The 20,098-nt window shown below is 65.5% G+C and carries 19 protein-coding genes and 1 pseudogene; 9 read left to right on the top strand and 11 right to left on the bottom strand.

Features of this window, described 5'->3' with window-relative positions; translation table 11 throughout:
• The first annotated feature begins 7 nt into the window (after window positions 1–7).
• Window positions 8–706, top strand: a complete 699-nt coding sequence (locus JG746_RS13725; RefSeq protein ID WP_202358608.1) for a RibD family protein — start codon at window positions 8–10, stop codon at window positions 704–706.
• Window positions 707–718: 12 nt separating this feature from the next.
• On the opposite strand, the gene JG746_RS13720 is transcribed toward JG746_RS13725, so the two are convergent.
• Window positions 719–1,603, bottom strand: coding sequence for an SDR family oxidoreductase (locus JG746_RS13720; protein ID WP_202358607.1), 885 nt, complete (start codon window positions 1,601–1,603; stop codon window positions 719–721).
• Between the two features lie 75 nt (window positions 1,604–1,678).
• Here JG746_RS13720 and JG746_RS13715 point away from each other — a divergent pair, with 75 nt between their 5' ends.
• Window positions 1,679–2,512, top strand: coding sequence for a helix-turn-helix transcriptional regulator (locus tag JG746_RS13715; protein ID WP_202358606.1), 834 nt, complete (start codon window positions 1,679–1,681; stop codon window positions 2,510–2,512).
• A 28-nt stretch (window positions 2,513–2,540) separates the two neighbouring features.
• Here the strand turns inward: JG746_RS13715 and JG746_RS13710 are convergent, their stop codons facing one another.
• On the bottom strand, window positions 2,541–2,987 hold the full coding sequence (locus JG746_RS13710; RefSeq protein ID WP_202358605.1) for an SRPBCC family protein: 447 nt from the start codon (window positions 2,985–2,987) through the stop codon (window positions 2,541–2,543).
• A 215-nt stretch (window positions 2,988–3,202) separates the two neighbouring features.
• Here JG746_RS13710 and JG746_RS13705 point away from each other — a divergent pair, with 215 nt between their 5' ends.
• The gene (locus JG746_RS13705; RefSeq protein WP_202358604.1) at window positions 3,203–3,829 is read left to right on the top strand and encodes a class I SAM-dependent methyltransferase; all 627 of its coding nucleotides are present in this window, start codon (window positions 3,203–3,205) and stop codon (window positions 3,827–3,829) included.
• Here the strand turns inward: JG746_RS13705 and arsK are convergent.
• The 7 genes from arsK to JG746_RS13670 all read right to left on the bottom strand — a co-directional run bounded on the left by arsK (window position 3,793) and on the right by JG746_RS13670 (window position 10,794).
• A complete protein-coding gene (gene arsK, locus JG746_RS13700) occupies window positions 3,793–5,085 on the bottom strand; it encodes an arsenite efflux MFS transporter ArsK (protein ID WP_202358603.1) in 1,293 nt (430 codons plus the stop codon). The genes JG746_RS13705 and arsK overlap by 37 nt on opposite strands.
• Window positions 5,082–6,467, bottom strand: a complete 1,386-nt coding sequence (locus tag JG746_RS13695) for an NAD(P)-binding protein (RefSeq protein WP_202358602.1) — start codon at window positions 6,465–6,467, stop codon at window positions 5,082–5,084. The genes arsK and JG746_RS13695 overlap by 4 nt, the downstream gene beginning before the upstream one ends.
• Window positions 6,468–6,511: 44 nt before the next feature.
• On the bottom strand, window positions 6,512–6,832 hold the full coding sequence (locus JG746_RS13690) for an ArsR/SmtB family transcription factor (protein WP_010910714.1): 321 nt from the start codon (window positions 6,830–6,832) through the stop codon (window positions 6,512–6,514).
• A gap of 65 nt (window positions 6,833–6,897) precedes the next feature.
• Window positions 6,898–7,320, bottom strand: a complete 423-nt coding sequence (arsC, locus tag JG746_RS13685; RefSeq protein WP_202358601.1) for an arsenate reductase (glutaredoxin) — start codon at window positions 7,318–7,320, stop codon at window positions 6,898–6,900.
• Window positions 7,317–8,423 carry an ACR3 family arsenite efflux transporter gene (arsB, locus tag JG746_RS13680; RefSeq protein ID WP_446721197.1) on the bottom strand — a complete coding sequence of 369 codons (1,107 nt, stop codon included), beginning with the start codon at window positions 8,421–8,423 and terminating at the stop codon, window positions 7,317–7,319. Before arsB ends, arsC begins: the two co-directional genes overlap by 4 nt.
• 58 nt (window positions 8,424–8,481) lie before the next feature.
• A complete protein-coding gene (locus tag JG746_RS13675) occupies window positions 8,482–8,814 on the bottom strand; it encodes an ArsR/SmtB family transcription factor (RefSeq protein ID WP_202358600.1) in 333 nt (110 codons plus the stop codon).
• Window positions 8,815–8,880: 66 nt separating this feature from the next.
• Entirely contained in the window at window positions 8,881–10,794 is a 1,914-nt protein-coding gene (locus tag JG746_RS13670; protein WP_202358599.1) for a diguanylate cyclase, read from the bottom strand.
• A 193-nt stretch (window positions 10,795–10,987) separates the two neighbouring features.
• On the opposite strand from JG746_RS13670, the gene JG746_RS13665 reads away from it, so the two are divergent.
• Complete coding sequence (locus JG746_RS13665) at window positions 10,988–11,665, top strand: pyridoxamine 5'-phosphate oxidase family protein (protein WP_244730787.1); 678 nt, start codon at window positions 10,988–10,990, stop codon at window positions 11,663–11,665.
• 76 nt (window positions 11,666–11,741) lie between these two features.
• Here JG746_RS13665 and JG746_RS13660 read toward each other — a convergent pair whose 3' ends face one another.
• Window positions 11,742–12,647, bottom strand: a complete 906-nt coding sequence (locus tag JG746_RS13660) for a LysR family transcriptional regulator (RefSeq protein ID WP_202358598.1) — start codon at window positions 12,645–12,647, stop codon at window positions 11,742–11,744.
• 93 nt (window positions 12,648–12,740) lie between these two features.
• On the opposite strand from JG746_RS13660, the gene JG746_RS13655 reads away from it, so the two are divergent.
• Complete coding sequence (locus JG746_RS13655) at window positions 12,741–13,625, top strand: aldo/keto reductase family oxidoreductase (protein ID WP_202358597.1); 885 nt, start codon at window positions 12,741–12,743, stop codon at window positions 13,623–13,625.
• Window positions 13,626–13,650: 25 nt separating this feature from the next.
• Here the strand turns inward: JG746_RS13655 and JG746_RS13650 are convergent, their stop codons facing one another.
• A complete protein-coding gene (locus tag JG746_RS13650) occupies window positions 13,651–13,986 on the bottom strand; it encodes an ArsR/SmtB family transcription factor (RefSeq protein WP_202358596.1) in 336 nt (111 codons plus the stop codon).
• A gap of 213 nt (window positions 13,987–14,199) precedes the next feature.
• On the opposite strand from JG746_RS13650, the pseudogene JG746_RS13645 reads away from it, so the two are divergent.
• The 4 genes and pseudogenes from JG746_RS13645 (at window position 14,200) to JG746_RS13630 (ending at window position 20,028) form a co-directional block, all read left to right on the top strand.
• Window positions 14,200–15,507, top strand: a pseudogene (locus JG746_RS13645) (NAD(P)/FAD-dependent oxidoreductase).
• A gap of 152 nt (window positions 15,508–15,659) precedes the next feature.
• Window positions 15,660–15,860 carry a YgaP family membrane protein gene (locus JG746_RS13640; RefSeq protein WP_202358595.1) on the top strand — a complete coding sequence of 67 codons (201 nt, stop codon included), beginning with the start codon at window positions 15,660–15,662 and terminating at the stop codon, window positions 15,858–15,860.
• Between the two features lie 11 nt (window positions 15,861–15,871).
• Window positions 15,872–16,834 (top strand): efflux RND transporter periplasmic adaptor subunit, encoded by a 963-nt coding sequence (locus JG746_RS13635; protein WP_244730784.1) that lies wholly within the window; start codon window positions 15,872–15,874, stop codon window positions 16,832–16,834.
• Window positions 16,831–20,028 (top strand): efflux RND transporter permease subunit, encoded by a 3,198-nt coding sequence (locus JG746_RS13630; RefSeq protein ID WP_202358593.1) that lies wholly within the window; start codon window positions 16,831–16,833, stop codon window positions 20,026–20,028. Before JG746_RS13635 ends, JG746_RS13630 begins: the two co-directional genes overlap by 4 nt.
• The last annotated feature ends 70 nt before the right edge of the window (window positions 20,029–20,098 follow it).

Here is a 20,098-nt window from a genome sequence, read left to right as displayed (position 1 = left end):
AGAAACCATGAAGCCGCACATCATCTGCCATATGCTCGCCTCGCTCGATGGCAGCCTTCATCCGAGCCGCTACACGGCGAGCCCCGATGGCGGCGTGCCGGCATGGTCGGGCCTTTATGAAAAGATCCACGGCGACCTCGACGGCGACGCCTGGATCGTCGGCCGTGTCACCATGGCCGAGATGAGCAAGGCCGGCGCACACCCGCCGGCCAATGCTGGCAAGGTCGAGCGGCCGCACCATTTCGCCCAACGCGATGCCGGCACCTATGCCGTGGCGCTCGATGCCTCGGGCAAGCTCCACTTCGCCAAGCCTGATGTCGGCGGCGACCATGTCGTGGTGCTGCTTGGGCGGGACGTTGCCGACAGCCATCTGGCCGAACTCGCCGCCGACGGCGTGTCCTACATCGTGTCTGAGACGGCCGAGATCGATCTCGCCGCCATGCTCGACGTGCTCGGCCGCGAACTCGGTATCCGTCGGCTGCTGCTCGAAGGCGGCGCCGGCATCAACGGCTCCTTCTTCGCGGCAGGGCTTGTCGACGAGCTCAGCCTGCTCGTCGCGCCCGCGCTCGATGCGCGGGCGGCAAACCAGGGCTTTGTCGAGTTCGGCGAAAGCGGCCTCGCCGGCAAGATGCAACTGTCGCTGACAAGCTGCGAAACGCTGGCGCATGGCCTCATCCACTTGCGCTACGCCGTCAGCCCTGGCTGAGGGCGCGGCGCCTCAATACCGCATCGCATCCAGATCGGCGATCAGCGTCGGGCCGGTCGGGTGCCAGCCGAGCCGTGCCTGGGTCAGTGCGCTGGAGGCCGGCAGGTCCATGGGGGCGAACATTCCCATCCAGCCGAAATGCTCCGCCGCCTTTTCCAGCGCAATCGAGACGACGGGCAAGTTCAGGCCCCGGCCAAGCGCTTCCGCGATTTCGCGCACCTCGACGCCTTCCTCGCCGACCGCGTGATAGCGCGCGCCCGGCTGGCGCTTTTCCACGGCGAGCCGGTAGAGCCGCGCGGCGTCGAGAAGATGCCCCGCCGAATAGCGATTGCTGCCTTCGCCGACATAGGCCGAGACACCTTTTTCACGCGCGATCTCGATGAGCGGCGTGATGAGCCCCTGCTTGACCGGATTGTGGACCTGCGGCAGGCGCACGACAGACACGTTGATGCCGGCCGCCAGCAAGGCGTTGCCGGCGAGTTCCGAGGCGATGCGTGGATTTGGATGGCTGGCGTTGAAGACATCCTCGACTGCCAGCTCGCCGTGTCCGGGGCTGCCCATGCCGACGCCCGACGTGATGGCCAGCGGTCGGTCGGATCCCGCGAGCGCCTCACCGAGCGCCGCGATGACACGCTTGTCCTTTTCGCAGTTCTCGGCGAAGCGCGAAAAATCATGATCGAACGCGGTGTGGATCACGGCGTCCGCCTTCGCCGCGCCGTCGCGCAGGCTTGTCGGATCCTCGAGGGTTCCGCGATGCACCTCGGCGCCCGCGGCGGCGAGTGCGGCGGCGCCGGCGTCGGAGCGAGTGACGCCGATCACCTGATGGCCGGCCTGGATGAGTTCGGGAACGATGGCCGAGCCGATGAAGCCGGTGGCGCCGGTGAGAAAGATACGCATGCAAATCTCCTGCGGTTGCCTGCGTAATATCGACGGTCTATTATTCCATTAAAGTAGTGATCTTATCATGGTATAATGGCTAACAGGATGCCCACCCCCGGTTCGCTCGCAGCCTTCCTGAAAGACCGGCGTACCCGGCTCGATCCCGCCTCGTTCGGCTTTTCCGGGCGCCGACGGACGCCGGGGCTGCGCCGCGAAGAGGTCGCCCAGCGCGCCAACATCAGCCCGACTTGGTACACATGGCTGGAACAGGGCCGTGGCGGCGCGCCCTCGGCCGACGTGCTGAACCGCATCGCCAAGGGGCTGCTTTTGACCGAGGCCGAGCGCGAACATCTCTTCATGCTGGGGCTCGGCCGCCCGCCCGAGGTGCGCTACCGGGGCGACGAGGGCGTCAGCCCCCGGCTGCAGCGCCTCATCGACACGCTCGAGGCCAGCCCAGCCCTGGTCAAGACCGCCACCTGGGACGTCGTCGCCTGGAACCGCGCCGCCGAGATCGTGTTGACCGACTACGGCACCATCCCCGCCGGCCGGCGCAACATCCTGCGCTTCATGTTCCTCACGCCCCACATCCGCGCCAAGCAGCACGATTGGGAAAACCTTGCCCGTTTCGTGGTCGGCGCTTTTCGGGCCGATGCGGCGCGTGCCGGCGCGGTCTCCGAGGTCACCCAGTTGGTCGACGAACTGTGCGGAGGCAGCGCCGAGTTCGCCACGCTGTGGCAGGAGAACGACGTGCTCGCCCATGGCGACGGCACAAAGCGCCTGAAGCACCCGGAACTGGGTGACATCGAGCTGGAATATTCGTCCTTCGCGGTCGACGGCCGGCCGGATCTGAACCTGACCGTCTACAACCCTGTCGACAGCGAGGTCGCCGACCGCATCCGCGCCCTGGCCCGGCGTCCAAAGGGGTAAAGGCTGGGCTCGCTGCGCAGCGCCTTCGTCAAGTTCGCTCGCACACCGCCTTCAGGATCTGCAGGGTCGGCCCCCAGTAGAGATTGGCATGTGGGCGGATCGCCGGTTCGGCGAAGTCGCTCAGCGTCAGCGTCAGCAGCGTTCCTCCATCCGCCGGCGCGAGAGCAAAGCTGACCAGCGTGTGGTTCTCCGGCGCATCCGCAAGGCGCGAGGCCGACAGCGTGCTCCAGTAACTGTAGGCGAAGCTCTTCTCCGGCTCGAAGGCCCTGATAGTACCATGGTTCTCGAATGCCATGCCGTGCAGCATCCCGCGTATCACGATCGCGCCGCCGGCATGCCCTTCCAGGCTGACGGTCAGCTCTTCGTCGGACATCCATTGCGGGATCATCGCGGGCGTCGTCAGCACGCGCCAGACTTTGGCCGGCGCGGTTGCGATGGCGATGGACTTGACGATCGGCGCGGCGGGATCGTTCATCCCTGCATTTTCCGCGAATGCCGGGAAAAAGTGTAGCGCAATGTCGGTTGGCACTTCCGCGCAATCTCAGCTGGCAGAAATCTGTGCCTTGGCGGGAACAGCGCCTGCCAGATCGATCCTTGCCGGTCAGAATAATCGTGCTTCCACAAATTGATCACGGCCGGCCAGGGCGACTGATATGCTGAAGGATGTCATCAAAAGTGAGGCCGGGTCCGATGGAGAAAGAGGCATCGCGGTTGCACTGGAACGCGACATACGAAGCGAAACGGGAGGACGGCGTCAGTTGGTTCCAAGATAGTCCCGAACCCTCTCTTTCGTTGATCAAGGAAATTGCCCATCCCAGTTCGGCCGTCGTTGACGTAGGAGGCGGCGCCTCTCGACTGGTGGATAATCTTGGGGAACAACACTTCGAGGACGTCACTGTCCTGGACCTCTCCGCGGCGGCGATCGCGGCGGCTCGTGGTCGACGGGCTGGGGCAGGCCGCCAAATCGAGTGGATCGTGGCTGACATTCGTGCTTGGTCGCCGAGACGACTTTACGATGTCTGGCATGACAGGGCTGCCTTTCATTTCATGGTCGAAAAAGCGGACCGTGACGCTTACCTCTTCACACTCAGGCGGGCACTCGCACCGAATGGCTACGCGATTATCGCGACTTTCGCGCTCGACGGACCGGAGAAATGCAGCGGTTTGCCGGTTCAACGATACGATGCAAGCACCCTCGCCCAAGTCCTTGGATCCGGCTTTGCCCTCGTTCGCACACTCGACCATCTGCATCTGACACCATGGGGCTCCTCGCAGTCCTTTCAGTTCAGCGTTTTCAGGCGAGCACCTGAAATGTAATCTGGCGATGCAGTAAATCCAGCCGCGTCCGGCGCGACCGCGACCGTGCCGCTCTCCTCACCCCTACGCGATTTCCGGCTGATCAGCGCGACGGCGGCGAAGGCCGCGATGCCGAACAGGCCGACCACGACGTTGAGCCACAGGGCCGGGAAGACGCCGAGGCCTGCGATCGTCAAAGTGAGGCCGAACGGGGCGAAGGCGGAACTGAACTGGCGCGCCGCCGTGATCCAGCCGACATAGGAGCCGTAGCGTTCCCGGCCGAACAATTCGAGCGGCAGCGTGCCGCCGACAATGCTCATCAGGCCCGAGCCGAAGCCGAAAAGCACGGCGAACAGCATGGCGCCGGGGACGGAGGGCGCCACCACGAGCAGCACCGCAAGGCCGCCGGCGAGGGCCGCGGTCGCGCCGAGCGCCAGCGCTGTCTGCGACAGGCCCCGGCCGAACAGCATGTTGACCAGCCGGCTCGCCACTTGCGAAGGGCCAAACAGGCTGGCGACCAGCACCGAGGCGCCGCCGAGACCGACCAGGGTGAGCAGCGGCACCATCTGCACGAGAACAGCCGAAAGCATGAAGCCCTCAATGGCAAAGCCGGCCAGCACCAGGACGAACAGGAGCGACCCTCGCCCGCCGGGCGCCGGCCCCGACAGGCCTGGTGTCACCGGGACAATCCTCTCCCGTGCCTTGCCGGCATGGCTGGAAAGCCGGGCCAGCCACCAATGGATCGGCAGGCAGACAAAAGCATTGAGCGCGGCAAAGAGAATGAGCACCTCGCGCCAGCCGAGGTGATGATGCAGCAGCGTCGTCAAGGGCCAGAACAGCGTCGAGGCGAAGCCGGCGATCAAGGTGAGATGGGTGATGCCGCGGCGCGCGCCGCCGAGCTGCACGATGGCGACGAAGGCCGTGCTGTAGAGCACGAAGCAGGAGGCGAGCTCCATGGCCAGCACGCCGAGCGCAAAGCCGGCGCGTCCAGGCGCCAGCGCGCACAACAGCAGCGCGCTCGCCGCCGCCAGCGATCCCGGCACCATCAGGCGCCCTGCCCCGACCCGGTCCGCCAGGCTGCCCGCGAACGGCGCCAGGACAGCGCTTGCCAGCAGCGACACCGACAGCACCGCGAACACCCATTTCTGCGACCAGGCGAGTTCCGCCGCCACCGCCGGCGCCAGGATGCTGTAGCTGTAATACAGCGTGCCGTAGCCGATGATCTGCGTGGCGCCCAGCGCCCAGATGGCGGAAGCGGGGATCTTGCCCTCGGTCACTCGGCGGCTTCCATCTTGCCCGCGCAACCGCAGCCGCCTTTGCCGGCGGCCTTGGCATCGACATCCGCCACGCAGCAGGCATCGACCTCGGCCGGCGCCGGCCCGCCGCAACAGCCCTGCGAAGCGCGGCCCGCCGGCACCGTGCAGACGCCGGTTTCGGGTAGCACCAATTGCACCGCGTCGGCCGCCGCCATGTCGCCGGCGATCGCCGCCGCGACTGAGCGGACCTGCTCGTAGCCGGTCAACAGCAGGAAGGTCGGCGCACGGCCATAGCTCTTGATGCCGACCGTGTAGAAGCCGGGCTCCGGATGGCTGAGTTCGCGGTGGCCGTGCGGCGGCACGTCGCCGCATGAATGCTCGTTGGGATCGATGAGCGGCCCCAGCGCCTTGACGCCTTCCAGCCATGGATCGAGATCGAGCCTGAGCTCGCGGGTCAGCGACAGGTCCGGGCGCTGCCCGGTCGCGGCGATGATGCGGTCGACCGGACCGAGTCGAGCCAAGCCCTCCCCGCTTTGCCCCTCGACGACCAGCCGGCCGTTGTGCTCGCGGATGGCAAGCGTCGCAAAGCCCGTCACCAGTTGGACGCGGCCGCTTTCGGCGAGGTCGCGCACATCGGCGCCGAGTTCGCCGCGCGCCGGCAATTGGTCGGCGTCGCCGCCGCCATAGATGCGAACGAGATCGGTTCCGCGCACCGCCCAGATGAAGGCCGTGCCGGGCGCTTCATCCGCCAGCCGGGCAAGGTCGAGCAAGGCGTTGGCCGCCGAATGGCCGGAACCCGCGACCAGCGTCGTGCGGCCGGCATAAAGCACGCGGTCGCGGCCGAGAATGTCGGGGATGCCATAGGCGATGCGGTCGGCGAACTTCGCCTCGCCCTCCGCCGCGATGCCGCCGGCGCCGAGCGGATTGGGCGTGCGCCAAGTCCCCGAGGCGTCGATGACCGCCCGCGCCCTGTCGCGCCGGATGCCATCGGCGGTTTCGACCACGAGCATGAACGGCCGTGCCGCGCGCTCGCTGCCGCGCACCTTGTCGGCGCCCCAGCGCGATATGGCAACGACACGCGCCTCGGTTTCGATCGCCGGCGCGAGTTGGCTGGCGAGCGGCTCGAGATAGCGCGCGACGAGTTCGTCGGCGGTCGGAAAGGCTTCCCCGTCCGGCATCCGCCAGCCATGGCTTTCGAGCAGCTTGCGGGCCGCCCCATCGACGCAATAGCGCCAGGGCGTGAACACCCGCACATGGCCCCAATCCCGCAGATTGGCCGCGACACCATCGCCGGCTTCATAGAGCTTCACCGGCAGGCCCCGCGCCATGAGATGAACGGCGGCCGCGAGGCCAACCGGGCCGGCGCCGATGACGGCGATAGGCAGATCATTTTGCTTGTCCATAGCTTCTATCCTTCCGGTATTATCGAAATAACAGGCAAAAAAAATCAGGCGGCCGCGTCACCCGCTGCCGGGTTGCAGGCCGCATCGGCGCAGCATTCATCGGCCAGGAAGCCGATGAGATCGTTCATCATGGGATAGTTGGCGCGGCAGATCAGCGTCGTCGCCTGCCGCTCCTGGCTGACCAGCCCGGTCAGGATCAGGCGGTGCAGATGGTGCGACAGCGTCGAGGCGGCGATGCCGAGGCTCTCCTGCAGGAAGCCGACCGGCCGGCCCGCCTCGCCGGCCCGCACCAGGATACGATAGAGGTTCAGCCGCGTCGGATTGCCGAGCGCTTCCAGCTGTTTGGCTGCTTGTTCGAGTTTCATGGAAATAGCATGCGGCCAGCGGCGGGAACCGTCAAGTCCTATTTCGATATTTTTCGAAATAGCTCTCAAACCACGCGTTTGCCGTCGGCATCGATGACGACCTCGCCGTCCTCCTTGGTGAACGGGCCGATGTCCGGATTGGGCAGGATATCGAGCACCGCTTCGGACGGCCGGGCCAGGACTGCGCCGAGCGGGCTCACCACGATCGGCCGGTTGATCAGGATCGGATGCGCCAGCATGAAGTCGAGGATCTCGTCGTCGCTCCATTTGGGGTCGCCGAGGCCGAGTTCCGCATAGGGCGTGCCCTTCTCGCGCAGCAGCGCGCGCGGCGTCATACCCATCGCCTCGATCAGTTCGACGAGCTTTTCGCGCGACGGCGGCGTCTTCAGATATTCGATCACCTGCGGCTCCTCGCCGGACTGGCGGATGATCGCCAGCGTGTTGCGCGACGTGCCGCAGGCAGGGTTGTGATAGATGGTGATGGTCATGGCGCGGTCCTTTCGCGAGAAGCGGTGTTGCGGACGGCCGCCCCCTGTTCGTACCAGCCTCTGCTTCGGTTCACGATCCACACGACTGAAAGCATGACTGGAACCTCGATCAGCACGCCGACAACGGTTGCCAGTGCCGCGCCGGAATTCAGCCCGAAAAGCGCGATCGCGGCTGCGACCGCCAGTTCGAAGAAGTTGGATGCACCGATCAAGGCCGATGGTCCGGCCACGCAATGCCGCTCGCCGGAGATTCGGTTGAGCAGATAGGCAAGACCGGAGTTGAAATAGACCTGGATCAGGATCGGCACCGCAAGCAGCGCGATCACCAGCGGCTGAGCGATGATCTGCTCGCCCTGAAAGCCGAACAGGAGCACCAGGGTTGCCAGCAGGGCAATCAGCGACAAGGGCTGCAACGCGGCCAACAGCGCATCCAGCGCGTGCTGCCCAGTCGCCAGCAGCCGCCAGCGAACCAGTTGAGCAACCAGCACCGGCAGGACGATGTAGAGGGCAACCGACAGCACAAGCGTAGCCCATGGCACCGTGATCGCCGACAGCCCGAGCAGCAGGCCGACGATGGGCGCAAAGGCGACAATCATGATCGCATCGTTGAGCGCAACCTGCGACAGCGTAAAGTTCGGCTCGCCGCGCGTAAGGTTGGACCAGACGAACACCATGGCGGTGCACGGGGCCGCCGCGAGAATGATCAGCCCGGCTATGTAGGAATCGATTTGCGCGGCGGGCAACCAGGGCCGGAACAGCCAGCCGACGAACAACCAGCCCAACAGCGCCATGGAAAACGGCTTCACCGCCCAGTTGATGAAGAGAGTGACCCCGATCCCGCGCCAATAGGTGCCGACACTGGCCAGCGAAGCGAAATCGACACGCAGCAGCATGGGCACGATCATCAGCCAGATCAGCACGGCAACGGGGATATTGACGTTGGCGACCTCCGCGGAGGCGATGGCGCCGAACACGCCAGGCAGCAAATGGCCAAGGGCAACACCGGCGACGATGCACAGCGCCACCCATACCGTCAGGTACTTCTCGACGAAACCGATAGTCGGCTGTGCCGTCTCGCCGGCATTCAGAACGTGATCTGACATGATGATTTCCTTGGCTCAGCCAGTCTTGGGCAGATCGCGATCGGTCATGGCGCCCACCTCAACATTTACAGGTCACCGCCTGGAGGATCGGCTGGCAAAGCTCCGGCGCGCCATTGCAGCAATCCTCCATCAGATAGGCCAGCAGATCGCGGAACCCGGTCATGTCGGCCGTATAGCGCACGCTGCGCCCTTCGCGCTCGGCATGCACCAGGCCCGCCTGACCGAGGATCTTCAGATGCGCCGACATGGTGTTCTGCACGGTGCCGAGCCTTGTCGCGATCTCGCCCGCCGGCACACCTTCGGCCCCGGCCCGCACCAGCAGCCGGAACACCTCCAGCCTGGTTTCCTGGCCGAGTGCGGCGAGCGCCAGCAATGCTGTTGTCTTGTCCATCAATCCATCTATCCAGATTTATGGATTAATGCCAGCCGATCATGACAAGGCTGTGACAGCCAGGGCTTACGCTTTGCGCCAAGAACCCGTCGGGCGTGGTTCGCTCAGATGCGGGCGCCAGCCATGCACGCGGTCCCGCCCGGCGGCCTTGGCGCCATAGAGGGCCTCGTCGGCGCGCCGTAAGAGATCGGCGATCTCGATGTCGGCACTCCCGTCGAAAGTGCCGACCCCGATGCTGACAGTGACGATGCCCTTTTCGCTGCCGGCATGCGCAAGCCGGAGGTCGCGCACCTTGCTCCTGAGCGTTTCGGCGATGACGAAGGCGCCCCGCGCCTCGGTCTCGGGCAGCACGAGCGCGAACTCCTCGCCGCCATAGCGCGCCGCCGCGTCGGCCGGCCGCCGTGCCGTTGCCTCGATGCAGCCGCTGACGGCGCGCAGGCATTCGTCGCCCGCCGGATGGCCGTAATGATCGTTGAAGCGCTTGAACCAGTCGACATCGATGATGAGCAGGCTGAGCGGCGTCATGTTGCGCCGGCCACGCGCGAATTCGCGCGCCAGCGCGTCGTCGAAGGCGCGCCGCGTCAACAGTTCGGTCAGCCCGTCGCGATGCGCCAGAAGGTTCAGCTTTTCGTTGGCGGCCAGCAGTTCGGCTTCGACGTGCTTGGCCTCGGTGATGTCGGAAAACACGCTCAGGCTGCCGCCATCGCCGGTCGGCCGGGTCCGCACGTCGAGCCAGCGCCCGTCGGCGAGCCGGACCTGGCGGTGGCTGGACAATGTCTGCATGGCCATGATCTCGGCGATCCACCCCTCGACCGCGTCGGGCGGCGTGACGCTTTCACCGCGCGCCACCGACGCACGCAGAATGTCGCGATAATCGGCACCCGGCACCCTCAAATCGGCCGTCTTCGGAAACATGGTGCGGTACTGGGCGTTGCACAGCATCAGCCTGCCGTCCGGGTCGAACATCACCAGGCCGTCGGCCATATGCGTCAGCGCGTCTCCGAGCCTGGCCTGGCTTTCCGCCAGCTCGGTCTCCAGCTGCTTGCGTTGGGTGATGTCGCGATTGTGCGTGATCAGGCCGATGACGGCACCGGCCTTATCGCGAAACGGCGCCTTCAGCGTCGCCAGCCAGGCGTCGGTGCCGTCTTCGTGATGAAGATGCTGCTCGATGGTGGAGGCGACGCCCGATGCCAGCACGGCCAGCTCGTCCTCGCGGAATTCCTTAGCCGTTTCGCTGGGGTAGAAATCGAAATCCGTCTTGCCGATCAGCGCCTTCGCGTTGGCCGCTTGCATCAATTCGGCGGTCGCCGGATTGGCGGCGATGAACCGTCCGTCGCGATCCTTGACGTTCAGGCAGTCGGGCAAGGTTTCGACCACGGCCTTGAAGATGCGCCTCGACTGCAGCGCCTCCAGGCGCCGCCGCTCCTGGTAGAGCGCCAGCCCCGACATCGCCACGGAGACGAAGATGAGGAGGGTGGAGGGGAACACCACCTGCGGCAGGACCGTCTGCACGACCGAGCGCGGCAGGACGCTCAGCCCAAGCAGCGATCCGCACGCGGTCGCGGCACCCAGGATCATGATGTCGGCCATGGTGGGCCGCCGGCCCCTGAGCGCAAGATTGCCGGCGATGCCGACCAGCATGGTGGCCGCGATCCCGACCGCTCCGGCGAAGGCGCCGATGCCGCCCTCGAAAGTCCGGAAAGCACCGGCCATGACGCCTGCGACGATACCGGCGACCGGGCCGCCGAAGAAGCCGGCAATGGCAATCATCGTCGCTCTGAGATCGACCAGCACGCCCGGCTGCAGCTGCATGGGAGTCAGCATCAGGATGATGGCGCCGGCGCCCATCAGCAGGCCGAAGGCCACGGCCTTTACCGCCGCCGGCCAGCGATCCAGCCACACATGCGTGTGGATCCAGGCCGAAACGAACATCGCAACGACCGCGAGATTGGCCAGCAATTCGGACCAGGGCGAACCCATGCTTCATGCGTCCATTGTGCGTCGGCCATGCGCGACGCGGCCTCCCGTGGATACGCCGAGCGAGGAAACAAACCGTTACGGACCGGGTTTGGATTGTTCGGACATGGTTTCCCTGCCGGATCGGCATCAACGGGCTGCAGCTTTGCGCGACGACATAAATTCCAGCATAAGAACAGACGCTTAAGCGCGCCCGTTGAATCAGTTTCGACCCGGCATTTGGGCGCTCGCGTCAGGGATTACCCGTGCCGTTCACACCGGTCCAGAAGGCTTCCTGCCGCGTATCAAGCATTTCTCGGCCCCAGGGAACGTCGCGGCCGGACGCGAGTTGTACCAGCGCAATCCAATCCCGGGAGGACAGTTTATGGCCAAGCGTCAAGAGCAACAGACGGATCTAAGTCCAGCCGAGGCGACCGATCGCATCTGGGAGCTCGCCAAGGAAATCGACATCTGCATGTTTGTGACGTGGGACGGCGAATACAATCGAGCCCGGCCGCTCTCTGCTCGTGTGTTCCGTGGAGAAAACGCGATCTACTTTCTCGTGAACGACGACAGCGCCAAGAACAAGCAACTATCGACCTATCCGAAGGTGACCTTGGCTTGGAGTGACAGCAGCCATTACAAATACGTCACCATCTCTGGCACTGCGGCGGTGACAAACGACAGAGCAAAGATCACCGAGTTGTGGGAGAAGACGGACGCGGCATGGTGGGACAACGCCGAGGATCCAGAAATTCGTCTGATAACGGTCACGCCGGACGAAGGCGAGCTGTGGGACAGCCCAGGACTGATCGTGGCAACTGCAAAGATGGTGTTTGCGGCTGTCACCGGCTCCAAACCGCATGTGGGCGACAATGCAAAGGTCGATCTCTGAAATATCCCAGCCGCCGCCAGCCCTCACCTGCCTTCGCTCTCGTGCTTGAGGCCGTTCGCTGCAATTCGTCCAGTTCTCAGCCCCAGCGCATCCCAGCGACAAAATCTATGAACGCCCTGAGCGGCGCTGGTGTGAGCCGCCGGCCGGGATAGTAGAGGAACGGGCCGGAAAATTCCTGCCACCAGGGTTGCAGCACCGGCTCCAGCCGGCCATCGTCGAAATAGGGGCGCAGCCAGTCCTCGAACAGCGAGACGATGCCGCCGCCGGCGACCGCCACTTCGAGCGCCAGCGCCATGGCCGTGCCGGTGCTGACCAGAAGCGGGCCGGTCGGTTCGACGCTCACCACCTCGCCGTCGCGTTCGAATTCCCAGGGCGGCGTCAGGCCGCTGGCGAAGCGGCCGCGCAGGCAGGCGTGATGCAGCAGGTCGCGCGGATGCTCGGGCCGGCCGCGCCGGTCGAGATAGGCCGGCGCGGCGGCAGTGGCGTAATGCTGGCGGCGCGGGCCGATCGGCACGGCGATCATGTCCTGCTCCAGCCGCTCTTCATAGCGGATGCCGGCATCGCAGCCGCTCGCCAATATGTCGACGAAACTGTCCTCGGCGGTGACCTCCACGCGAATGTCGGGATAGGCAGCGAGGAAAGGCGGCAACAGCCGCGGCAGCACCAGTTTCGCCGCCACGACCGGCACGTTGAGCCGCAGCGTGCCGGCAGGCTGGCCGCGAAAGCCGTTGACCACGTCGAGCGCCGCTTCGACCTCGCCGAGCGCCGGGCCGAGCCGCTCCAGCAGGCGCGCGCCGGCCTCGGTGGGGGCGACGCTGCGCGTCGTGCGGTTGAGCAGCCGCACGCCGAGCCCGGTCTCCAGCCGCCGCACCGTCTCGGAGAGGCTGGAGGCGCTGACGCTGCCCACGCGGGCCGCCTCGCGAAAGCCGCCGGCGCGCACCACCGCCATGAACGCCTGGAGGTCGCCTAGATCCGTAGCCATTGTTCGCCTTTCCGCACAGCCTGTGCCGATTGCACCATATTATCGCGCAGGCACGCTTTGTCTATCTTGGGCTGATCCAAAGGAGATGAGACCATGACCGACATCAGCAAGGCCGGAACCTTCAAACTCGGCGACCGCATCGTGAAGCGCCTCGGCTACGGCGCCATGCAACTGGCAGGACCCGGCGTCTTCGGCCCGCCGAAGGATCGCGACGCCGCACTTGCCGTGCTGCGCGAGGCGATCGCCAGCGGCGTCGACCACATCGACACATCGGATTTCTATGGACCGCACGTCACCAACCAGATCATCCGCGAGGCGTTGCACCCCTACCCCGCCAACCTCACCATCGTCACCAAGGTCAGCGCCCGGCGCGGCGCGGATGCATCCTGGCTTCCCGCCATGTCACCGCAGGAGTTGACGCAGGCCGTGCACGACAATCTGCGCAATCTTGGGCTTGATGTGATCGAGGTGGTGAACCTGCGCTCCATGCACGGCATCCACGGCCCCGCCGAAGGATCGCTCGAGCCGCAGTTGAACACGCTTGCCGAATTGCAGCGCCAGGGCCTCATCCGCCATATCGGCATAAGCAACGTCACATCGACCCAGATCGCCCAGGGACGCAGCATCACCGAGATCGTCTGCGTGCAGAACCAGTACAACATCGCGCATCGCGACGACGACGCGCTGATCGATGCGCTTGCGGCCGACGGCATCCCCTATGTGCCGTTCTTCCCGCTCGGCGGCTTCACGCCGCTGCAGTCGGACACGCTGGCCAATGTCGCCAGGAAACTCGGCGCGACCCCGATGCAGGTGGCGCTCGCCTGGCTGTTGCGCCGCGCGCCCAACATCCTGCTGATCCCCGGCACCTCCTCGGTCGGTCATCTCCGCGAAAACCTGGCGGCGGCCGAACTGGAACTGCCCGCCGACGCGCTCGCCGTGCTGAACGGCATCGGCAGTGAAGCCGAGCAAGCGGCATAAGGCATTCCTGCCGTCGGTCGACAGACTACCGGCTGCCGCCCCTGGCGATCCGCGTCTGCGGATCGCAATAGATGCCGTAAAGCGTGTGCAGGATTCGCTCTACCTCCACCGATGCCAACCGGTAGTAGACCTGCTGGGCGTCGCGCCTCGTGTCCACGAGCTTGAGCGCGCGCAACTTTGAAAGCTGCTGCGACAGCGCCGACTGGTTCATCGCAACCAGTTCGGCCAGTTCGTTCACGCTCGTCTCGCCGTCCAGCAGATGGCACAGGATCATCAGCCGTTTTTCATTCGCCATCGCGGCGAGCAGTTCGGACGCTTCGCGCGCCTGCTTGTCCAGTTCGGCTATCTTTATATTACGCATATGAACACATTATCATATTAAGAGTTACAAATAAATACCATTCTGGCACGACTGCCTGTCAAGTCGATGGATCGAAACCGGTGCTTCGCTCCGTCAACGTCGTTTGATCAGCATCAAGTCGCAGCCCGCCACAATGGCGCAAAATCAGCCAATCCCGCATGGGATCAGCAGTGTCGGCGTTGCGCCAAAGCGACGCCGCAATGGAGGGACAGCATGGCGCATATAGTCGTCCTGGGTGCCGGGCTGGGAGGCACCATCATGGCCTAGGAGCTTCGCGACGGACTGGCCGGGGAACACCAGGTTTCCGTCGTCAACAATGGCAGCCATTATTCATTCGTGCCGTCCAACCCTTGGTTCGCCGTTGGCTGGCGCGACAGGCAAGCGGTCGAAATCGACCTTGCTCCGGTGCTGGCACGGCGCAAGATCGGTTTTCATCCGCAGGGAGCCAGGCGCGTCCACCCGGTCGAGCGCACGGTGGAACTCAACGACGGCTCATCTGTCTCCTACGACTATCTGGTCATCGCCACCGGTCCCGAACTCGCCTTCGACGAGATCGAGGGCCTCGGACCGGAGCACAACACTCAGTCCGTCTGCCACATCGATCATGCGCTCAAGGCTAGGACCGCCTTCGACGCGCTCGTCGCCAAGCCAGGCCCGGTCGTCATCGGCGCGGTCCAGGGCGCGTCCTGCTTCGGGCCGGCTTACGAATTCACCTTCATCCTCGACAAGGCGTTGCGCGACGCCAGGGTGCGCGACCGCGTGCCCATGACCTTCGTCACCTCCGAACCCTATATCGGCCATCTCGGCCTCGACGGCGTCGGAGACACCAAGGGTCTGCTCGAGAGCGAGATGCGCCAGCATCACATCAAGTGGATCTGCAACGCCAAGGTCGACAAGGTCGAGCCCGGCAAGATGTTCGTCCAGGAAATCGCCGACGACGGGTCGGTCAGGCAGGCGCATGAATTGCCGCATGCCTACGCCATGATGCTGCCAGCTTTCCGTGGCGTGGCGGCGGTGCGCGGCATCGAGGGGCTCACCAATCCGCGCGGCTTCATCCTTGTCGACAAGCACCAGCGCAACCCGGCGTTCCCCGAAATATTCGCGGTCGGCGTCTGCGTGGCCATCCCGCCGATCGGCAAGACACCGGTCCCCGTTGGCGTGCCCAAGACCGGCTTCATGATCGAATCCATGGTGACGGCGACGGCGCGTAACATCGGCCGGCTGGTGGAGGGCAAGCAGCCTGACGCCCAGGGCACGTGGAATGCGGTCTGCCTCGCCGATTTCGGCGATTCCGGCGTCGCCTTCGTGGCGCAACCGCAGATCCCGCCGCGCAACGTCAACTGGTCGTCCTCCGGCAAATGGGTACACACCGCCAAGGTCGGCTTCGAGAAGTATTTCCTGCACAAGATAAGGGCCGGCAAGTCGGAGCCCTTCTACGAGCGCCTCGCGCTGCAGGCTCTGGGCATCGATAAGCTCAAGCAGATCAAGGTCGAGGCGCCAGCGGATGTCCCGGGAGCCTGACCGGAGCAAGCCGCCGTGGCTGGGCTTTTTGCGGTCGGAGTTTGGCGGGAACGAAGATCCCGCAATCGCCGGCGGCAAATCTGTCGCCGTCTCTTGCGGCCAACGATAATGTGCATATATTTAAATATGATCATATACAAATGGAGATGACGATGTCCCTCGACCGTTCCGTTCTCGCTTTCGCCGGTATCATGGTGCTGCTGTCCGTCGTACTCACCGCCCTTGTCTCGCCGCTGTTTGTCTGGCTGACGGTCTTCGTCGGGCTCAATATGCTGCAGTCGGCGTTCACCGGCTTTTGCCCGGCGGCGATGGTCTTCCGCAAGCTCGGCGTCAAGCCGGGATGCGCGTTCTAAGGAAGACCCGCATGCGCATGCCTCTCTTGTTCGCCGCGTTGCTCGCGGCCTCTCCGGCGCTTGCCGGCACGCTGACACTGGCGCCGACGACGGTGACCGAGTGGAAAGCGGTCTATGGCCGTGTCGAGGCGCGCGACACCGTTCCGGCGCGCGCCCGCATCGGCGGCCTGATCGTCGACCTGGCCGTCACCGAGGGCGAACTGGTCAAGGCGGGGCAAAAGATCGCCACCGTCCAGGACGACAAGATCGCCTTTCAGGTCGCCGCGCTGGACGCCCAGTTGCGCGCGCTGCAGGCACAGCTGGACACCGCGCAATCCGAACTCGCGCGCGGCCAGATGCTGGTCGACAAGGGTGTCATGACCGCGCAGCGTCTTGACCAGCTGCGTACCGAGGTCGACGTCGCGCGAAGCCAGCTTGCCGCGACGGAGGCGCAGCGTTCGGTGATCGTGCAGCAGGGCGCCGAGGGCGATGTCTTTGCTCCCGGCGACGGCCGCGTGCTGACCGTGCCGGTGACGCGGGGCGCGGTCATCATGGCCGGTGAGGTTGTGGTCACCATTGGCGGCGGCGGGGTGTTCCTGCGGCTGGCCGTTCCGGAACGGTACGCGGCCTCCCTGAGAGAGGGAGCCGCCATCCGCATCAATGCCGGCGGCAAGGAGGCCGCCGGCCGCCTCGCCAAGATCTATCCGCAGATCGACAATGGCCGCGTCATCGCCGACGTCGAGGTCGGCAATCTCGATACCAATTTCATCGATGCCCGTGTCCTGGTCGAACTGCCGGTCGCCGAGCGCTCCGCGCTGCTGGTGCCGGCGTCGGCGATCGCGACCCGTTCAGGGATCGATTTCGTGCGCGTCGCCGCCGGCGGCGCACAGGCCGATCGCGCGGTGGTCACCGGCGAGCGCACCAAGCGCGCCGACGGTGACCATGTCGAGATCCTGACAGGCCTCGCGGCCGGCGATGTCGTGGTCACGCCATGAAAGGTCCCGCCTCGTTCGGTATTGCCGGCGAACTGACGCGGGCCTTCATCGCCTCGCCGCTGACGCCGTTGTTCCTGGTCGCCGCCTTCGCCTTCGGGCTGGTGGCGCTGCTCACGCTGCCGCGCGAGGAAGAGCCGCAGATCTCGGTGCCGATGGTCGACATCTTCGTGCGCGCCGACGGACTGAAGGCCGACGACGCCGTCAAGCTGATCACCGAACCGCTGGAGACGATCGTCAAGGGCATCGACGGCGTCGAGCATGTCTATTCGCAGACGCGCGACGACCAGGTGATGGTCACCGCCCGCTTCGTCGTCGGCACCTCGTCGGACGCTGCCGTGCTGCGCGTCCACGACAAGGTGCGCGCCAACATGGACCGCATCCCCGTCGGCGTGCCCGAGCCGCTGATAGTCGGCCGCGGCATCGACGACGTCGCCATCGTCACGCTGACGCTGTCGCCGAAGCCGGAGACAGCCGCGCGCATGACGGCCAACGACCTCACCCGCATCGCGCGCGAACTGCGCACCGAGATCGCCAAGATCGACAATGTCGGCCTGACCTATCTGGTCGGCGACACCGGAGAGATCATCCGCGTCAACCCGAACCCGGAAAAGCTCGCCCTTTACGGCGTCACGCTGCAGCAACTCGCCGCCAAGGTGTCGGGCGCCAACAAGGCCTTTCCCGCCGGACGCGTGCGCGACAAGGGCGAGCAGATCGACATCGTCGCCGGCGAAACGCTGGCCTCGCCCGACCAGATCGGCAACCTGCTCCTGACCTCGCGCGACAACCGCCCCGTCTATGTCCGCGACGTCGCCGACGTCGCCTTCGCCACCGACACCGGTGATGCGCTGGTGTCCACGGTCACCAGAGCCGGCGTTGGCGTCGAGCGCGTGCCATCGGTCACGCTGGCCATTGCCAAGCGCGCCGGATCGAACGCGGTCGCCGTCGCCGACGACATCCTGCACCGGGTCGCCCTGCTGCAGGGCGGATTGATCCCCAACGATATCGCCACCGACGTGACGCGCAATTACGGCGAGACCGCCAACGACAAGGCCAATGAGCTCCTCTACCATCTCGGCCTGGCGACGATCTCGATCATCGTGCTGGTCTGGGTCGCCATCGGCCGCCGCGAAGCGATGGTCGTGGCCGTCGTCATCCCGGTGACCATCCTGCTCACGCTGTTTGCCTCGCGCGTCATGGGCTACACGCTGAACCGCGTCTCGCTGTTCGCGCTGATCTTTTCCATAGGCATTCTCGTCGACGATGCCATCGTGGTGATCGAGAACATCTCGCGACACTGGGCCATGGGCGGCGGCCGCGATCGCCGGCAGGCGGCAATCGAGGCGGTGGCAGAGGTCGGCAACCCGACCATCGTCGCCACCTTGACCGTGGTCGCCGCACTGCTGCCGATGCTGTTCGTGTCGGGAATGATGGGCCCCTATATGAGCCCGATTCCGGCCAATGCCTCGGCGGCGATGATCTTCTCCTTCTTCGTCGCGGTGATGGTGACGCCGTGGCTGATGCTTAGACTTGCCGGACGGACGCCGGTGCATGCCCATCAGGATCATGGCAATGGCGGCCCGCTCGGTCGCGCCTACACCGCCGTCGCCCGGCCGATTCTGGCCTCGAAGAAGGCGAGCTGGGCCTTCCTGCTCATCGTCGGCGTGCTGACCCTGGGCTCGCTTGCGCTGTTCTACACCGAGCATGTCACGGTCAAGCTCCTGCCCTTCGACAACAAGTACGAATTGTCGGTGACCATCGACCTGCCGGAAGGGTCTTCCGTCGAGGCGACCGATGCGGTGGCGCAGGCCGTCGCCGCCAAAGTTCTCGAGCTGAAGGAGGTTCGATCGGTCCAGACACACGCCGCAACGGCGGCGCCCTTCAATTTCAACGGCCTCGTCCGCCATGCCGTCCTGCGCACCGAGCCGCAGCAGGGAGACGTGGCGCTCAACCTGCTGCCGAAGGCGGACCGTGCCCGCTCCAGCCACGAGATCGCGCTCGACATCCGCCAGCGCATCGCCACGATCCCCGTACCGCAAGGCACCAGCCTGAAGGTGGTCGAGCCGCCGCCCGGCCCGCCGGTGATGTCAACGCTGCTGGCCGAAATCTACGGACCCGACGGCGAGACCCGCCGCAAGGTCGCCGCCAGGATCGAGGCGGCGTTCCGCTCCGTGCCCTTCATCGTCGATGTCGACAATTCCTGGGGACAGCCGGCACGCCGGTTGCGCGCCACCATTTCCACCGACGATGTGGAGTTCTTCCATGTCGAGGAGAGCGACGTCTTCGACACGCTCGCCATCCTCAATGGCGGGAAGACCGTCGGCTATTCGCATCGCGGCGGCGGCCGCCAGCCTATCCCGATCCGAATCGAGCGGCGGAAGGGCGAAAGGACGCTCGACGAGCGCTTCCTGACCACGCCGATTCCGGCCAATGTCCTGCCCGGCGACCGCGGCGTCGTCGAACTCGGCGATGTCGTGCGGGTGACGCCGGAGCGCGCTTCGTTCCCGGTGTTCAGGCACAATGGCCGCGCAGCCGAAATGGTGACGGCCGAGCTTGCCGGCAGCTTCGAGGCGCCGCTCTACGGCATGCTCGCCGTCAGCAAGGCCATCGACGCGCAGGACTGGACCGGCCTGCAGAAGCCCGCGATCTCGCTGCATGGCCAGCCGGAGGATGAAAGCCGGCCGACGCTTTTGTGGGACGGCGAATGGGAAGTTACCTGGGTGACCTTCCGCGACATGGGGGCGGCCTTCGGCGTCGCGCTGCTCGGCATCTACATCCTGGTGGTCGCCCAGTTCGGCTCGTTCAAGGTGCCGCTGGTGATCCTGACGCCGATCCCGCTGACTTTCATCGGCATCCTCGGCGGGCACTGGCTGTTCGGCGCGCCGTTCACCGCCACCTCGATGATCGGCTTCATCGCGCTGGCCGGCATCATCGTGCGCAATTCGATCCTGCTGGTCGATTTCATCCGCCACGCGGCGTCGCCCGACAGGCAATTGCCCGAGGTCCTGATCGAGGCCGGCGCGATCCGATTCAAGCCGATCCTGCTGACCGCACTTGCCGCCATGATCGGCGCGGCGGTGATCCTGACCGATCCGATCTTCCAGGGGCTGGCGATCTCGCTGCTGTTCGGCCTGGCCTCCTCGACGCTGCTGACGGTGCTGGTCATCCCCGCGATCTACCGGGTGCTGCGCACGTGAACGGAGCCAGCACGACCGGATTCTGACCTGGATCAAACCGCGTTGCTGAAAAGAGGCTAGAAACGCCTGA

The sequence above is a fragment of the Mesorhizobium sp. 113-3-3 genome (genome assembly GCF_016756495.1).
Lineage (GTDB): Bacteria > Pseudomonadota > Alphaproteobacteria > Rhizobiales > Rhizobiaceae > Mesorhizobium.
The sequence above is the reverse complement of the archived record's forward strand: the minus strand, read 5'-3'. Positions and strand labels throughout refer to the sequence as shown.

Bases quoted from the DNA above. Each gene is read 5' to 3' on its own strand.
- JG746_RS13725 (WP_202358608.1), top strand. From the start codon at position 8: ATGAAGCCGCACATCATCTGCCATATGCTCGCCTCGCTCGATGGCAGC.
- JG746_RS13720 (WP_202358607.1), bottom strand. From the start codon at position 1,603: ATGCGTATCTTTCTCACCGGCGCCACCGGCTTCATCGGCTCGGCCATC.
- JG746_RS13715 (WP_202358606.1), top strand. From the start codon at position 1,679: ATGGCTAACAGGATGCCCACCCCCGGTTCGCTCGCAGCCTTCCTGAAA.
- JG746_RS13710 (WP_202358605.1), bottom strand. From the start codon at position 2,987: ATGAACGATCCCGCCGCGCCGATCGTCAAGTCCATCGCCATCGCAACC.
- JG746_RS13705 (WP_202358604.1), top strand. From the start codon at position 3,203: ATGGAGAAAGAGGCATCGCGGTTGCACTGGAACGCGACATACGAAGCG.
- JG746_RS13695 (WP_202358602.1), bottom strand. From the start codon at position 6,467: ATGGACAAGCAAAATGATCTGCCTATCGCCGTCATCGGCGCCGGCCCG.
- JG746_RS13690 (WP_010910714.1), bottom strand. From the start codon at position 6,832: ATGAAACTCGAACAAGCAGCCAAACAGCTGGAAGCGCTCGGCAATCCG.
- arsC (WP_202358601.1), bottom strand. From the start codon at position 7,320: ATGACCATCACCATCTATCACAACCCTGCCTGCGGCACGTCGCGCAAC.
- arsB (WP_446721197.1), bottom strand. From the start codon at position 8,423: ATGTCAGATCACGTTCTGAATGCCGGCGAGACGGCACAGCCGACTATC.
- JG746_RS13675 (WP_202358600.1), bottom strand. From the start codon at position 8,814: ATGGACAAGACAACAGCATTGCTGGCGCTCGCCGCACTCGGCCAGGAA.
- JG746_RS13670 (WP_202358599.1), bottom strand. From the start codon at position 10,794: ATGGGTTCGCCCTGGTCCGAATTGCTGGCCAATCTCGCGGTCGTTGCG.
- JG746_RS13660 (WP_202358598.1), bottom strand. From the start codon at position 12,647: ATGGCTACGGATCTAGGCGACCTCCAGGCGTTCATGGCGGTGGTGCGC.
- JG746_RS13655 (WP_202358597.1), top strand. From the start codon at position 12,741: ATGACCGACATCAGCAAGGCCGGAACCTTCAAACTCGGCGACCGCATC.
- JG746_RS13650 (WP_202358596.1), bottom strand. From the start codon at position 13,986: ATGCGTAATATAAAGATAGCCGAACTGGACAAGCAGGCGCGCGAAGCG.
- JG746_RS13640 (WP_202358595.1), top strand. From the start codon at position 15,660: ATGTCCCTCGACCGTTCCGTTCTCGCTTTCGCCGGTATCATGGTGCTG.
- JG746_RS13635 (WP_244730784.1), top strand. From the start codon at position 15,872: ATGCGCATGCCTCTCTTGTTCGCCGCGTTGCTCGCGGCCTCTCCGGCG.
- JG746_RS13630 (WP_202358593.1), top strand. From the start codon at position 16,831: ATGAAAGGTCCCGCCTCGTTCGGTATTGCCGGCGAACTGACGCGGGCC.